At 73.3% G+C, this 15,479-nt stretch carries 10 protein-coding genes; 7 read left to right on the top strand and 3 right to left on the bottom strand.

The window, feature by feature from the left end; genetic code table 11:
• Nucleotides 1-117: 117 nt before the first annotated feature.
• The 5 genes from OG202_RS39335 to OG202_RS39355 all read left to right on the top strand — a co-directional run bounded on the left by OG202_RS39335 (nt 118) and on the right by OG202_RS39355 (nt 9,301).
• Nucleotides 118-2,952, top strand: a complete 2,835-nt coding sequence (locus OG202_RS39335; RefSeq protein ID WP_328224312.1) for a DEAD/DEAH box helicase — start codon at nt 118-120, stop codon at nt 2,950-2,952.
• A complete protein-coding gene (locus tag OG202_RS39340) occupies nt 2,949-6,068 on the top strand; it encodes an SWIM zinc finger family protein (RefSeq protein ID WP_443052334.1) in 3,120 nt (1,039 codons plus the stop codon). The genes OG202_RS39335 and OG202_RS39340 overlap by 4 nt, the downstream gene beginning before the upstream one ends.
• Nucleotides 6,069-6,451: 383 nt before the next feature.
• Nucleotides 6,452-7,750: a bifunctional 3-oxoadipate enol-lactonase/4-carboxymuconolactone decarboxylase PcaDC gene (pcaDC, locus tag OG202_RS39345; protein ID WP_326575034.1), complete on the top strand. Its 1,299-nt coding sequence runs from the start codon at nt 6,452-6,454 to the stop codon at nt 7,748-7,750.
• Between the two features lie 76 nt (nt 7,751-7,826).
• Entirely contained in the window at nt 7,827-8,462 is a 636-nt protein-coding gene (locus OG202_RS39350) for an MBL fold metallo-hydrolase (protein WP_326575033.1), read from the top strand.
• Between the two features lie 59 nt (nt 8,463-8,521).
• Nucleotides 8,522-9,301 (top strand): exodeoxyribonuclease III, encoded by a 780-nt coding sequence (locus OG202_RS39355; RefSeq protein WP_326575031.1) that lies wholly within the window; start codon nt 8,522-8,524, stop codon nt 9,299-9,301.
• Between the two features lie 13 nt (nt 9,302-9,314).
• Here OG202_RS39355 and OG202_RS39360 read toward each other — a convergent pair whose 3' ends face one another.
• Entirely contained in the window at nt 9,315-11,192 is a 1,878-nt protein-coding gene (locus tag OG202_RS39360) for an SGNH/GDSL hydrolase family protein (protein ID WP_327727063.1), read from the bottom strand.
• A gap of 213 nt (nt 11,193-11,405) precedes the next feature.
• On the opposite strand from OG202_RS39360, the gene OG202_RS39365 reads away from it, so the two are divergent.
• Both OG202_RS39365 and OG202_RS39370 read left to right on the top strand, forming a co-directional pair.
• On the top strand, nt 11,406-11,855 hold the full coding sequence (locus tag OG202_RS39365; RefSeq protein ID WP_326575027.1) for a DUF6278 family protein: 450 nt from the start codon (nt 11,406-11,408) through the stop codon (nt 11,853-11,855).
• Nucleotides 11,856-12,057: 202 nt separating this feature from the next.
• Nucleotides 12,058-12,801 (top strand): amino acid ABC transporter ATP-binding protein, encoded by a 744-nt coding sequence (locus OG202_RS39370; RefSeq protein ID WP_326575025.1) that lies wholly within the window; start codon nt 12,058-12,060, stop codon nt 12,799-12,801.
• 154 nt (nt 12,802-12,955) lie between these two features.
• On the opposite strand, the gene OG202_RS39375 is transcribed toward OG202_RS39370, so the two are convergent.
• Nucleotides 12,956-14,554, bottom strand: a complete 1,599-nt coding sequence (locus OG202_RS39375) for an alpha/beta fold hydrolase (RefSeq protein ID WP_327727062.1) — start codon at nt 14,552-14,554, stop codon at nt 12,956-12,958.
• 107 nt (nt 14,555-14,661) lie between these two features.
• Nucleotides 14,662-15,423, bottom strand: coding sequence for a hypothetical protein (locus OG202_RS39380; RefSeq protein WP_326575021.1), 762 nt, complete (start codon nt 15,421-15,423; stop codon nt 14,662-14,664).
• Nucleotides 15,424-15,479: the final 56 nt, after the last annotated feature.

Here is a 15,479-nt window from a genome sequence, read left to right on the forward strand (position 1 = left end):
GCGTGCGCCCGGTCGCCGGGGCCGATTGTCGGACCCCGCCCGTAGAGTCGGAGACAGCTGATCGGAGCCGGACCCAGGACGGCTCCTCCGACCGAAGGGCGGGAGGTGACCGGACGTATGCGGGACAGAGCTGTTCCCGAGGCCGATGAGGCCGTCCCCGCGCGGACGGCCGTCCCCGTCCGGCTGGCCGCCGTCTTCCTGCCGGCCCCGCTGCCCCGCCACGGCCGGTTCGCCTTCTGGGACCCGGCGGGCGGGGAGCCGCCACCGGGAGACACCGAGGACCTCACGGTCGTCCGACAGCACGGCTCAGGAGCCCGCAGGGGCACCGTCCCCGCCGTGTGCCTGCCGGTCGCCGAAGCCCTCCCCCTGCTCGCCCGGGCCCGGCGCGACCCCGCCGCCCACCCCGCCACGGCCTGCTGGGGCGCGGCCGCGCTGCACGCGCTGCGCCTGATCGCCCGGGGACGGCTGCTGCCCGGACTGACCCCCGAGGGGTACGACGCGTGGCGGGCGGGCCCGCTCGACCCGGACGACATCGCGCACCTCAGGGCCGTCGCCGCGGCACTGCCGTACGAGGGCCACGCGGTCCCGCTGCCCGGCAAGGGACCACTGCGGCTCCCCGAGCCGGAGCCGCTCATGCGGTCCTTCCTGGACGCGGTCGCCGACACGCTGCCACGCGGCCCGGCGGCGCCGTACGTCTCCGGGAAACCGTTCGCGGCGCACGCCGGACAGCGGCTGCCGCACGCGCGCGACTGGGCGGCCGAGGTGGCCGCCGGCATGGACGCGGGCGTCCGTATCTCCCTGCGGCTCGACCTCGCGGCACACGACCTCTTCGACGACAGCGAGGGGGCCCTGCGGGCGGGCGCGGCCGTCGTCCAGGTGCACAGCCTCGCCGACCCCACCCTCGTCGTCGACGCGGCGGCACTGTGGGCGGGTGACGCGGACCACGCGTTCGGGCCACGCGCGCGCGTGGACGCCGCCCTCGCCGTACGACGAGCCGCCCGCGTCTGGCCGCCCCTGGACCGGCTGTCCGAGCAGGACGTCCCCGATGTCCTCGCGCTCTCCGAGGACGAGCTGTCCGACCTGCTCGGCGTCGCCGCCACCCGGCTCGGCGCGGCAGGCGTCGCGGTCCACTGGCCCCGGGACCTGGCCCACGACCTGAGCGCCCGCGCCGAGGTACGCCCGGCGCCCGGCTCCGCCACGGACGGCACCGGCTTCTTCGAGAGCGAGGAACTGCTGCGCTTCCGCTGGCAGTTGGCGCTCGGCGGCGACCCGCTCACCGAGACCGAGATGGACACCCTCGCCGAGGCCCACCGCCCGATCGTCCGCCTCCGCGACCAGTGGGTCCTCGTCGACCCGGCCCTCGTCCGCAAGGCCCGCAAACGCGAACTGGGCCTGCTCGACCCGGTGGACGCCCTGTCCGTGGCCCTCACCGGCACCGCCGAGGTCGACGGCGAGACGGTGGAAGCGGTACCGGCCGGTGCGCTGGCGGCCCTCCGCGACCGTCTGACGGCGGGCATCGGCCCGGTCGACCCGCCCCCGGGCCTCGCGGCCACTCTCCGCGACTACCAACTCCGGGGCCTGGCCTGGCTGGACCTCATGACCTCCCTCGGCCTCGGCGGCTGTCTCGCCGACGACATGGGCCTCGGCAAGACGATCACGGTCATCGCCCTGCACCTGCGCCGGGCCCGCCCCGAACCCACCCTGGTCGTCTGCCCCGCCTCCCTGCTGGGCAACTGGCAGCGCGAGATCGCCCGCTTCGCCCCCGGTGTGCCCGTGCGCCGCTTCCACGGCCCCGACCGCACCCTGGACGACCTCGCCGACGGCTTCGTCCTCACCACCTACGGCACGATGCGCTCGACGGCCCCACGCCTCGCCCAGCAGGAGTGGGGCATGGTCGTCGCCGACGAGGCCCAGCACGTGAAGAACCCCTACTCGGCGACGGCGAAGGCCCTGCGTACGATCCCCACCCCCGCCCGTGTCGCCCTGACCGGCACCCCCGTCGAGAACAACCTCTCCGAACTCTGGGCCCTGCTCGACTGGACGACCCCGGGCCTGCTGGGCCCCCTGAAGTCCTTCCGCGCCCGTCACGCCCGCGCCGTGGAGAACGGCGAGGACGCGGAGGCGGTGACCCGTCTCGCCCGCCTGGTCCGCCCCTTCCTCCTCCGCCGCAAGAAGTCCGACCCGGGCATCGTCCCCGAACTCCCGCCCAAGACCGAGACCGACCACCCCGTCCCCCTCACCCGCGAACAGGCCGCCCTGTACGAGGCTGTCGTGCGCGAGTCGCTGCTGGCCATCGAGACGGCGGAGGGCATCGCCCGCCGGGGTCTGGTCCTGAAGCTCCTCGGCGCCCTGAAGCAGATCTGCGACCATCCGGCGCTGTATCTGAAGGAGGAGGCCGCTGCCGCCGCGGACCGGTTCGCCGCCCGCTCCGGCAAAATGGCCCTGCTGGACGAGCTGTTGGACACGCTCCTGTCCGAGGACGGCTCGGCGCTGGTCTTCACCCAGTACGTCGGCATGGCCCGCCTGATCACCGCGCACCTCGCCGCCCGCGCGGTCCCGGTCGAACTGCTCCACGGCGGCACGCCGGTCACGGACCGCGAACACATGGTGGACCGCTTCCAGAGCGGGGCGACGCCGGTCCTGGTCCTGTCCCTGAAGGCGGCCGGCACCGGCCTGAACCTCACCCGCGCCGGACATGTCGTCCACTTCGACCGCTGGTGGAACCCGGCCGTCGAGGAACAGGCCACCGACCGTGCCTACCGCATCGGCCAGACCCAGCCCGTCCAGGTCCACCGGCTCATCACCGAGGGCACCGTCGAGGACCGCATCGCCGAGATGCTGGAAGCCAAGCGGGCCCTCTCCGACGCCGTTCTCGGATCCGGCGAGGCGGCCCTCACGGAACTGACGGACCGGGAGCTGACCGACCTGGTGTCGTTGCGGAGATCGGCGTGAGCGGGGGACAGGGGACGCCGGAGGGCGCGGCGGGGCGCGCCGGGGAAGGCGTGCGGGCCGGGGAAGAGACCGCGGGCGGGGCTCGGCTGCCCGCGGGAGAGGACGCCGAGGAGCAGGCGAGTCTTCGGGAGGAGACCGACGGGGTGTCCCTGTCCAGCGAGGTGGAGGCGGCAGCGCCCAGGGAGCCCAGGGACACGGACGGGCCGGATTCCGGTGTCGGCTCCCGGCCCGCCGACGCGGCCCGCCGGGCCTTGCGCGCGGCGCGGGAACGGGACCGGCACGAGGCCGAGACCGGTGACCGACGCGGTTCGGGCTCCGCGGCGGCTGCCGGTGGAGCGGGGCCGAAGGGTGCGTCCGGGGCTCGGACAGCCGCGCAGGCCGCCGCCCGGCCGGGTGACGTGGCGCGGGAGGCGTTGCGGAGGGCCGCGGAGTCCAGGGCGGCCGGACTCGAGGAGGCGGCGGGGGAGCGGGGCGCTGCCGAGCCGGCGACGGGCGGGGCTCCGGGTGGGTGGGCGGCGGAGCGCGCTTCTGCCGAGCCGACAGGCGCCCCGCTCGGTGCGGGGCTCGCGCCCGCCGGCCGGGCCGGTGAGGTGGACGAGCTCGGCGCCCGTCCTGGCGGGGAGCCCCCGGCAGGTGCCCGGACGGGTGACGGAACCGAGCCCGGTGCGCGGCCCCGTGAGGAGACCGGGGCGGGTGCTCGCACCGAGGAGAGCACCAACCCTGGCGCCCGCCCCGGCGACATCGCGCGCGAGGCGTTGCGCGCCGCACGCGATGCGGCCGAGCGGGCCCGTGCCGAGGCGGAGGGCACTCGTGCCGAGGCCCCCGGCAAGGGGGGCCGGGTCTCGCGGCGGTCAGCTGGTCCGCCGTCGCCCAACCGGCCGCAGGAGTCGCGAGGGACCCTCGGTGGTGCCGGTGGTGCCGGTGGTGCCGGTGGTGCCGGTGGTGCCGGTGGTGCCGGTGGTGCCGGCGGCGACCGGACGACGGGAAGCCGGGAAACGGGAAGCCGGGCCTCGGGGGACGCCCTGGGAGGCCGGGCCTTGGGAGGTGTCCCCGAAGAGCGTGCCCCAGAGGGTGCCCCCGGGGACGGAGCTTCGGGAAGCCGGGTCCGGGACGTACGCGAACTGCTCGTCGACGCCTTCACGTTGCCCTCCGAGGAGCCGGAACCCGACGAGACCTCGACCATGGGCGCGGACACCGAGCGGGGCGGTGGCGGCGGGGCAGCGGCGGGCGAGGACAGCGAGCCGCCGCCGCAGCGCGAGGCCGGGATCCGCGACCGCGCGCCCCGTGGCCCCGTCGTCGATGCCCGCACCACGCACGACCCGTCCACCGACGCAGGCGGTCCCTCCGCGCGGCGGGAAGCCTCCTCGGCCGTACCCGACGCGGAGGCCGTCCCCGGGCCGGGTGCCGGACGGCACGACTCACCCAACGCCCCGTCATCCGGAGCCGGTCGGCGAGCCTCGCAGGCCCTCGCGTCCCTGAGCGACGGCAGCCCCGCTGCCGACCCCGCCGACGCCGACCGGTCCCGCGGCGACCGGTCCGGCGCCCCGTGGCCGGACGCCCCCTCGACCCCTCGCGTCCCCCGCACCATGGCCGCGCCCTCCCGGGACGGTGAACTGCGGCGTACCTTCCGCCCGTTCCCGTCGCGCCCCTCGGCCGGGGAGGCGTTCGCGGAGAGCTGGTGGGGCAACGCGTGGGTGGCGGCTCTGGAAGAGGGCGCGTTGGACGCGGCGCGGCTGGCGCGTGGGCGGGCGTACGCCGACAAGGGGCACGTGGACGCGATCACCGTCACACCGGGCCTGGTGCTGGCGTACGTACATGGCAGCAGGCCTCGGCCGTACCGGGTGCAGCTCCGCCTGCGGACTCTGGACGACGACGAATGGGACCGCTTCCTGGACGCGGCGGCGGAGCAACCGGGCCACATCGCCGCGCTGTTGGACAAGGAACTGCCGCACACTCTCGCTGGGGCTGGGTCCGGAGCCGCCCCCGAAGGGGGACGTAGAGCTGGAAGCGAACCCGGGCTTGGTTTCGAACCCGGGCCGGGGCCCGAAGCCGGTTCAGAAGGCGGACCGGGGACCGAGGCCGGACCGGGGACCGAAGCAGGACCGGGGACCGAAGCCGGACCGGGACCGCAAGCCGGAGCCGGAGCCGCAGCAGGCCGTGGAACCGGTCCCGCTGCGGGTCCTGGCGCCGGCCCCGCAGCAGGCGTCGGCTCCGGGCGCGGGGTGGGAGTCGGGCGGGGCGTGCGGCTGTTGCCGGGGCCCGGGGAGCTCGAACCCCGTTGCAGCTGCCCCGACTTCGGGCACCCGTGCAAGCACGCGGCCGCGCTCTGCTATCAGACGGCGCGACTGCTGGACGAGGACCCGTTCGTGCTGTTGCTGCTGCGGGGCCGGGGCGAGCGGGACGTGCTCGACGCGTTGTCGCGGCGGAACGCGGCCCGTGCGGCGCGGGCCGCGCAGGAGCAGGAACCCGCGCCGCTGCCCGGTGTTCCGGCCCGCGACGCCCTCGCCCCGCGCAGCCTCCCGCCGTTGCCCGCCCCGCTGCCCCCGCCGCCGCACCCGGAACAGCCGCCGGTGTACCCGGGCGCACCGGGCGGCCCCGACCCGTTCGCGTTGGACCAGCTGGCCACCGACGCGGCGGCCCGCGCGCACGCGCTGCTCACCACGGGACACGACCCGGTGGCCGAACTGACGCTGTGGCAGGACGCGGTACGGCTCGCCGCCGCCCGCCCCGGCTCCGGTCTCACCGCCACGACCCGCGCCCTCTACTCCTCCCTGGCCGCAGCCACCGGGCGCCCCCCGGCGGACCTGGCGCGCGCGGTGGCCGCCTGGCGGCAGGGCGGCCTCGAAGGCCTGGCCGTCCTGGAGGAACCCTGGGACCCCCCGGCCGGCCGCTTCGACCGCGCCCGCCCCCTGCTGCTCGCCGCCGACCTCCCAGCCTTCCGCCCCTGGCGCAACCACCTCACCCACCCCCGCGGCCACGTCCAACTCCGCCTCGGCCGCGACGGCCTCTGGTACGCGTACGAGTCCGAACCGGGCCACGACGACTGGTGGCCGAGAGGCATACCGGACCTCGACCCGGTGGGCGCGCTGACGGGCCTGGGAGCCACGGACGACTGACGGCGACGAGCACGGGCTCCCGGGCCCGGACGCCCGACCGCTCGCCCCGCCACCTCCCCCAGCCGAAGACAGCGACGCGACCCCCGTCACCGAACCCCGCCCCCCGACGCGAGACGCGAGACGCGAGACGCGAGACGCGAGACGCGAGACGCGAGACGCGAGACGCGAGACGCGAGACACGAGACACGAGACGCGAGACGCGAGACACGCGGGGATATTTGTTCGATGTCCTCGTCGGTCGTCCCGCGCAGGCGGTATGCCCGGCCTGTGACCTGCGCTCCGGTGAAGACGGTGTGAGAGTTGCCCGCTGATGTTCGGGAGTCGTCCGGGCGTATTCGGGGGCCTGGGACCGAGCACCAAGGATGGGACGTTAGCGTGGAGCGGTGAGTGAGACGCAGATCCCCGCCCTCCAGTACCGGTTCGACGGGCCGGACGACGCCCCGGTCCTGATCCTCGGGCCCTCGCTCGGCACGACCTGGCACATGTGGGACCGCCAGGTCCCGGAACTGACCAAACAGTGGCGGATCTTCCGCTTCGACCTGCCGGGCCACGGCGGCGCGCCCGCGTACCCCGGCGGCTCGGTCACCGAGTTGGCCGCCCGCCTGCTGGCCACGCTCGACGCCGTCGGCGTGCAGCGCTTCGGCTACGCGGGCTGCGCGCTGGGCGGCGCCATCGGGGCCGAACTCGCGCTGCGCCACCCCGAACGCCTCGCCTCCCTCGCGCTGATCGCCGCCTCGCCCCGCTTCGGCACGGCCGACGAGTTCCGTCAGCGCGGGGTGATCGTCCGGACGAACGGTCTCGACCCGATCGCCCGGACGTCCCCGGACCGCTGGTTCACCGGCGGGTTCGCGGCGGCGCAGCCCGCGATCACCGAGTGGGCCGTGCAGATGGTCCGCACCACCGACCCCGGCTGCTACATCGCCGCCTGCGAGGCGCTCGCCTCGTTCGACGTCCGCGCCGAGCTCGGCCGCATCGGTGTCCCCACACTGGTCCTCGTCGGCTCCGACGACCAGGTCACCGGCCCCGCCGAGGCCCGCACGCTCGTCGCGGGCATCCCGGACGCCCGGCTCGCCGTCGTCCCCGGCGCCTCGCACCTCGTGCCGGTCGAGCAGCCCGCCGCGGTCACCGACCTCCTCGTCCGCCACTTCTCCACGGCCTGGCAGCCCGCCTACGACTCCACCACCGGCCAGGTCGCCATCCCGGCGGCCCCGGTCAAACCGGCCCTCGCCGCCGTCCCGCCGCAGAGCGGACCGGTCGCCGAGATCGCCCCGGCCGCCGTCCAGCCCGAGGCGCTGGGGAGACCGGACCCGTACGACACCGGCCTCAAGGTCCGCCGCGAGGTGCTCGGCGACGCGCACGTCGACCGGGCGCTGGCCTCGGCGGACGAGTTCTCCGGCGACTTCCAGGAGTTCATCACCCGCTACGCCTGGGGCGAGATCTGGGACCGGCCCGGCCTCGACCGCCGCTCCCGCAGCTGCGTCACGCTGACCGCCCTCGTCGCCGGCGGACACCTGGACGAACTCGCCTTCCACACCCGCGCCGCCCTCCGCAACGGCCTCACCCCGAACGAGATCAAGGAAGTCCTCCTCCAGGCCGCCGTCTACTGCGGGGTGCCGGCCGCGAACAGCGCGTTCCGGGTGGCCCAGCAGGTCATCCGCGAGGAGACCACGCCCGAGGAGTGACCGGGCGACGGGCCCGGCTATCAGGGGCCCGGCCACCAGGGGGCGGGGCACCGGTGGCCGGGGGCAGGATGGACCCATGAAGCTCACGAAGAAGTCGCACGCCTGCGTCCGTCTGGAGAAGGACGGACGCACGCTCGTCATCGACCCGGGCGGGTTCAGCGAGGAGGACGCCGCGGCCGGCGCGGACGCCGTCCTGGTGACGCACGAGCATCCCGACCACTTCGACGAAGGACGGCTGCGGACGGCCCTGGAGGGCAACCCGGCCGCCGAGATCTGGACGCTGCGCTCGGTCGCCGAGAAGATCTCCGCCGCCTTCCCGGGCCGGGTCCACACCGTCGGCCACGGCGACACGTTCACCGCCGCCGGGTTCGACGTCCAGGTCCATGGCGAGCTCCACGCCGTCATCCACCCGGAGATCCCGCGCATCACCAACGTCGGCTACCTCGTCGACGGCGGCCGTGTCTTCCACCCCGGCGACGCCCTCACCGTCCCCGACCACGCCGTCGAGACGCTGATGCTCCCCGTCATGGCCCCCTGGAGCAAGATCTCCGAGGTCATCGACTACGTCCGGGAGGTCGGGCCCCAGCGCGCGTACGACATCCACGACGCGCTCCTCACCGACCTCGCCCGCCCCATCTACGACCGCCAGATCGGTGCCCTGGGCGGGGCGGAGCACCTGCGCCTGGCCCCCGGCACCTCGGCGGACGTCTGAGAGCGGCCACTCCCCGGGCGGGACCGGCGTTGTCGGACCCGCCCGGTAGGTTGTGAGGCATGCGCATCGCGACCTGGAACGTGAACTCGATCACCGCCCGCCTCCCGCGGCTCCTGGCCTGGCTGGAGAGCAGCGGCACGGACGTGCTCTGCCTCCAGGAGGCCAAGATCGCCGAGGACGGCTTCCCGTCCGACGCCCTGCGCGAGGCGGGCTACGAGGCGGCCGTGCACGCGACGGGCCGGTGGAACGGCGTGGCGGTGATCTCCCGCGTCGGCATCGAGGACGTGGTCAAGGGCCTGCCCGGCGACCCCGGCTACGACGGCGTCGTGGAGCCCCGCGCGATCTCCGCGACCTGCGGCCCGGTCCGCGTCTGGTCGGTGTACGTGCCGAACGGCCGCGAGGTCGACCACCCGCACTACGCGTACAAGCTCCAGTGGTTCGAGGCCCTCAAGGCCGCCGTCGCGGGCGACGCGGCCGGCAGTCGCCCCTTCGCCGTCATGGGCGATTACAACGTGGCGCCGACGGACGACGACGTGCACGACGTCGCCGCCTTCGAGGGCCTCACCCATGTCACCCCCGCCGAGCGCGCCGCCCTCGCCTCCCTCCGCGAGGCCGGCCTCTCCGACGTCGTCCCCCGCCCCCTCAAGTACGAGCACCCGTTCACGTACTGGGACTACCGCCAGCTCTGCTTCCCGAAGAACCGAGGCATGCGCATCGACCTCGTCTACGGCAACGAGCCGTTCGCCAAGGCGGTGACCGACTCGTACGTGGACCGGGAGGAGCGCAAGGGCAAGGGCGCGTCGGATCATGCGCCGGTCGTGGTGGACCTGGAGGTGTAGTTCACCCGGGTCGTCACAGCAGGCGGAGGTCGACCGACTCGGCCAGCGCCGCCAGCCCCGTTTCGTTCGGATGCAGATGGTCCCCGCTGTCGTACGCGGGAAGCAGCCGAGCCGGACTCCCCGGGTCCCGGAGCACCGCGTCGAAGTCGAGGACTCCGTCGAACTCCTCGCTGCCTCGGATCCACTCGTTCACCGCGACCCGCTGGGCGTCGGCGGCGGCCGTGCAGCGGGTCTCGCCCTCGCAGGGCGCGATCGTCGCCACGAGCATGCGCAGGCCCCGCTCGTGTCCCCGGGCCGCGATCTCCCGCAGTCCGGCGACGACCTCGCCCGCCGTCGCACCCCAGCGGACGTCGTTGACGCCCTCGAAGACCACGACGGTACGGGCGGAGGTCTGGGCGAGGACATCACGGTCCAGGCGGTGCAGGGCGCTCACGCCGCCGGTGTCGGTGGAGACGCCGTCGCCGGGATAGCGGTCGGTGACCACCCGGTTCGCCGAGATCCCCTGGTTGAGGACGCCGTAGCGCGGGATCTCCTCCTGGCTCCGCAGTCGCCCGGCCAGCACGTCCGGCCACCGCCGGTTCGCGTCGGCCGTCGTCTTCTCCCCGTCGGTGATCGAGTCCCCGAGGAGCACGACGGAGCCCGGCCCGCCGCCCACGTCCACGCCGGTCAGCAGCGGCCAGGTGGTGAGCGTCGAGGCGTACGCCGCCGCCGAGCGGTCGCCCGCGTGGTCGCCCGGTTCGCTGACGTACGACGTCTGCTGGGCGAGCCGGTGCACGGGCGCGGCCGTCACGGTTCCCGGCAGATGGAAGCTCACCAGGAGATTGGCGCCCGGGGGCACCTCGAAGCCCAGCGGGTCGCTGAACGCCTGTGCGCCGGCCGGGATCTCGGTGCCCGCCGCACCCCGGAAGGACAGCGGCACCGGCGCGCTGCGGGCGGTCGCGCCCGTCGCCTGCAGGGCCACCGTCGCGCTCCCCACCCGTACCGGCGCCGACGCGAAGGTGTTGTCGAGCCGGATCCGCACCCGGGGCCCGCCCGCCGAGGTGTGGACGACGAGCCGCAGCGTCCGGTCGGTCCAGGGGCCCACGGCCGTGTAGCCGGAGGTGGAGGCGGCCCAACCGCCGGTCCAGCCGCGCGACTCGGGGCGCACGGACAGGGCGAAGACATGGACGTCCCGGTTGCGCGGCAGGGTCACCGAGGCGACCTCGCGACCCCGGGCGATCGGGACGGTGACGACGTACAGGCGTGCCTTCTCGGTGAGTTGACCGTCGGGCGTGTTGATGTGGGGGAGGGCCACGGCCTTGGTCGCGAGCGGGCCGGTGCGCCAGTCGGGCGCCGTGAGGCGGTACGGGGAGCGGGTGCCGTTCGTGTAGCGGACCGTGCCGGTGCCGGTCGCGGCGCCACATGGCTCCGCCGCAGAGGCGCTGGAGCCGGTGTCGAGAACACGACCGTGCTCAGCCCTTCGGGCCTCCGCGCGCTCGTGCCCTCGACACTGGCGCGCCTCCGCAGCTCCGCGGGCGCCGCCCGTGGCGGCGACGAGGAAGGCGAGGGCGTCGCCCCGGCCCCGTACGCGTACGGACTGGCCGGCGGCGCGTACGTTGTCGGGCTCGCCCGCCGTGCGGCGCGGCCAGGTCAGGCGCGCGCCCTGGACGGTCAGCGCACGCCCGGGCGTCCACCCCGCACCCGCCAGATCGGCGGCGGAGAGAGAACCACCGGAGCCGTCGAAGTCGGCCTCGCCCGGCCGGGCGTCCTCGCTGACCGCCCGGTTGTCGAAGAGGCGTTCCAGCGGCGCCGGTTCAGACGCTCCGTCGGCGGCGGCCCGAGCCGAGGCGACGGGTGCGACCGTCGCCAAGAGTGCCAGTACGACGGCCGTTCCCCAGACGCGTCGGCGCACGCGCGCCCCCTCCCGCTCGCTGATGACCTGATGGAGACGATGACGACGGATGCGGCATCGGTACAACGATGAGACGACAGATGCGCCATGAAGCTAAAGAGGCGTCAGGAACCCGTCAATGAGGCGTGCGCGAACTGCGAACAAACTCCCGGCGAACAAGCGGTCCCCGCGCGCCTGTGGTGCGAAGGGTGACGCGGATGACACGCTGAGCACATGAACATCTCTTTCCTGGGCAACTGGCGCAAGAGGCGTGACCCCGCTTTCGGGGTCGCGGTGTTCACCGGCGGCGACGGAGACGACGACGGTCACGAGGGACTCGCCGAACTTCTCTCCGAATGTGAACTGCTGCGCGCGCAGGCCGCGCGGTCCGGTGTCGAACTCGACGACTCCGCGGCCTCGTTGGAAGCGCTCGACCAGCTCGTCCCGCTCTGGCGCGACGACGAGGAGACCCTGGCCTGGCTCGGGAACGACGCCGGGCTCTACCTGGGCACGGTCGTCGTACGGACCGTCCCGGGTGCCCGCTGGGAGATCTGGCCCCATGGCCAGCCGGTGGTGCGCCTTTTGTCCGGCCGTGAGATCGACGTGGTCGAGGCGGGCCAGGAGTGGGCGGCCACCGGTGCGCCGGAACTCTCCCAGCTGTACGCCGAGGTCGCGGAGGGGTGACGGCCTTCCGCGCTGGATCCGCACGGTCTTCCGCGCCGGATTCCGTACTGTCCTCCGCACCGCCTTCGGGCGTGGCCGATTCCTGAAAATACGGCTAATCCATGACCGTGCGTGTCGTGTACGGGGGCCCCTTCCCGCCGGATAGTTTGCGGCACCTGCGACACGACACGACACGGCCGAGAGCGAGTAGGGCGGGCAGGGCATGGCGGTCGATCCGCTGATCGAGATGCACGACGTGAACAAGTACTTCGGCGAGCTGCATGTCCTCCAGGACATCGACCTCACTGTCGGCAAGGGGGAGGTGGTCGTGGTCATCGGCCCGTCGGGGTCGGGGAAGTCGACGCTGTGCAGGGCGATCAACCGGCTGGAGCCCATTCACTCCGGCACGATCCTGCTCGACGGGCAGCCGCTGCCGGACGAGGGCAAGGCCCTCGCGGCGCTCCGCGCGGACGTCGGCATGGTCTTCCAGGCCTTCAACCTCTTCGCGCACAAGACGGTCCTGCAGAATGTGTCGCTCGGTCAGGTCAAGGTCCGCAAACGGAAGAAGGAGGACGCCGACAAGCGTTCCCGCGAACTCCTCGACCGTGTCGGCCTCGCCGACCAGGCGCCGAAGTATCCGGCGCAGCTCTCCGGCGGTCAGCAGCAGCGTGTGGCCATCGCCCGCGCTCTTGCCATGGACCCCAAGGTCATGCTGTTCGACGAGCCGACCTCGGCCCTCGACCCGGAGATGATCAACGAAGTCCTCGAAGTCATGCAGCAGTTGGCGCGCGAGGGCATGACCATGGTCGTCGTCACCCATGAGATGGGTTTCGCCCGTTCCGCCGCCAATCGTGTCGTCTTCATGGCGGACGGCCGCATCGTCGAGGACCGCACTCCGGACGGTTTCTTCACCAGCCCGGAGAGCGACCGTGCCAAGGACTTTCTCTCCAAGATCCTCAAGCACTGACCACCGCCACTGGACCCGGCGCGAGCCTCGACTACGATGAGCGGTTCATCCACTTGGGGTGAGCGAGGCCGTGGACGCCACCCCGGCCGAAGAGGGACGCTGCTGCCAGGCGCGCAGTAGCCAGGGGCCAGGCCCGCCCGGCAGCAGCCGGAGATCACTGCTCGCGCAGCGGGATCGACACGTACGACGGGTCGTTCGGCGGCGAGGAGAAGGTCAGCTGCGCGCCGGTCGGGTTGTGCTCGATGTAGAGCGGGTCGACCGTGTCGACGACCAGGGCGAGACGGTGGCCCGCCGGAACGTCGTAGGCCGTGGAGAGCAACTCCAGGTCCACGCCGAACGGCGTGCCGGGTGTCTCGCCGTGGAAGGTGTACGGCGCGTGGCTGACCAGCTTGCCGAGGCCGAGCGGGCCCACGTCGTACAGGTAGGCGACGAGGGTGCCGCTCTCCTTGGTGGCGGTGACCGTGGTGTGCAGTTTCGCGGTGCCTCGCACGGACTGCGCCGTCGCGTACTTCTCCGACTGCCACACGGCCGCCCAGCGGCGCGGCAGCAGCGGTATCGAGGCCACGGGCGGGAGTTGGGCCACCTGGTCCAGGACGCTGGACAGGAAGACCACCCCGCCGTTCGCGCCCGAGTCGACGTTCGCACGGATCGTGGTGCCGCTCGTCAGGGCGATCTTCTTCCTGGTAGCGGTGACCGACTTCCAGTCCGGATAGCTCTCGAAGGCGCCGCCCGTACGGGACTTGAGCCGCACGGGCTGCTCGCGGTCGATGCCGTTGGCCGTGCCCTTCAGATAGTGGTCGAACCAGCGCTGGGTGTCCGTCCACACGTCGTTGGGCAGCCCGAACAGTCCGGTGACCTCCGTGGTGGCGTGGTCGCCGGGGCGCAGCTCCAGCCGCTTGGGGCCGGTGAGCTTCTCGTAGAAGTCGGCGTACTGGTTGGGCGGGAAGATCGAGTCGCCCCAGGCGTTGGCGAGCATGACCGCCGTGCCGTTGGTGTTGATCTGGTCCAGATAGGTCTCGGGGGAACGTTTCTTCCCCCAGGCGATCATGTCCCCCTCCTTGGCCAGGTTGGAGGCGTAGAAGTTCTCGAATATCTGCTGGAGTTCGGGGCCCTGGCGGCCGGTGATCCGTCCGGCGCCGTCCAGCAGGGCGGCCGCCTGGAGGTGCTGGGTGCGTCCGCCGTAGATCGAGTCGATCAGGTCCGCCCAGCCGCTCAGCGCGGCGACCGCCTTGACGCGCTTGTCGTGCGCGGCGGCGAGCAGGCTGATACCCGCGCCGTACGACAGTCCCGCCATGCCGATGTGCCCCGCGTCGGCCGGGGTGTTGGCGAGGGCCCAGTCGATCACCTTGGAGGCGTCGGCTATGTCGGGTGGTCCCGCCACCTCTATGTATCCGCCGGACTCCCAGAAGCCGCGGACGTTGTAACTGACCACGACATAACCGGCGTCGGCCAGCTTCCGCGCCTGGGCCAGGTACTCGACCTGGGGGAGGCCCCAGCTCGTGGGCAGCACGAGGAGCGGGTACGCGCGTGAGGCGTCGGCGGGTGCGACGACGTTGGCCTTGAGGACCGTGCCGCCGTCGCCCTTGATATCGACGAGGCGGGTGGTGGGGGTGCCCGTGGTGCCGGACGCCGCCTGGGCGGCGGGGGCCAGGCCCAGGGCCGTGCCGGCGACCAGGGTGGCCGAGACGGCACCTGCGGCGCTCGTGCGCAGTGCCCTGGTCGTACGCGATGTCGTGCCGTGCGGGTGTCTCACGGGTCGCTCCTCACTCGTGTAAGTGCAAAGTGACCCGACGGTAACCGGACTCCCTTACCGGAAGTAACTCCCCGGTAAGTTACGTGACGGTAACGTTCACCGGTGAACTAGGAGGCGCGGTGCGAGATCTGCGCCGGGGCGGACGGGGTCGGGGCCGGGGCCTGGGCCGCCCGCGTGACGTCCGCGACGAGCTCGACCACATCGGCGCCGTACGCCTGGGAGTTGACGACCTTCAGCAGGAGGACGAAGGTGCCGGTGCCGTACTTGCGGTGCAGGCGCTCGTGGTTGCGGGCGAGGTAGCGGGTGGCGGCCTGGTTGGTGATCGCGCGCTGGCCGCAGAAGAGGAAGACGGGGCGGGCCTGGTCCGGCTGGCCGGTGGTGAGCCGCGCCAGGATGACGTGTTCGGTGATGCCGGGATCCAGGCGGTACTGCTCGCTGCCGATCTGGAAGGCGGCCCGGTGAGGGCCGGGCTCGGGGTCGCTGTTGAAGCTGATGCCGGGCAGCATCGCGGATATGTGCGCGGCCATCCGGCGATTCGAGACCGGGCCTCCCACGCAGAACTCGGTGCGCTCGCCGAATCCCTGCTGCGCCGCGTCCTGGGTGATCATCTGCGCGTGGGAGCCGCAGTCCTTGATCAGCGCGGAGAGCTCCAGCAGCGCGAACACGTCGAAGCGGTGGACCGCCAGGTCCGCACTGGACGGATCACGGTTGACCACCAACAAGGACTCGGAGTTGTCGGGCAGCCCGAAGAAGGTCTGCTTGCGGCGGAGCTTCCGCTTCCACAGGTACGTCCGGACGAACCAGCCCAGCGAGGCACTGAGCCCCGCCGTGATCACGCCGAGGACGATATTGCGCACGTCGTCATTCATGGCCGCGCATGGTAGCGGGCGCCGCCGAACTCTGTCCGAATCCCTGTCCGATTCCG

The organism is Streptomyces sp. NBC_00310, assembly GCF_036208085.1.
GTDB lineage: Bacteria > Actinomycetota > Actinomycetes > Streptomycetales > Streptomycetaceae > Streptomyces.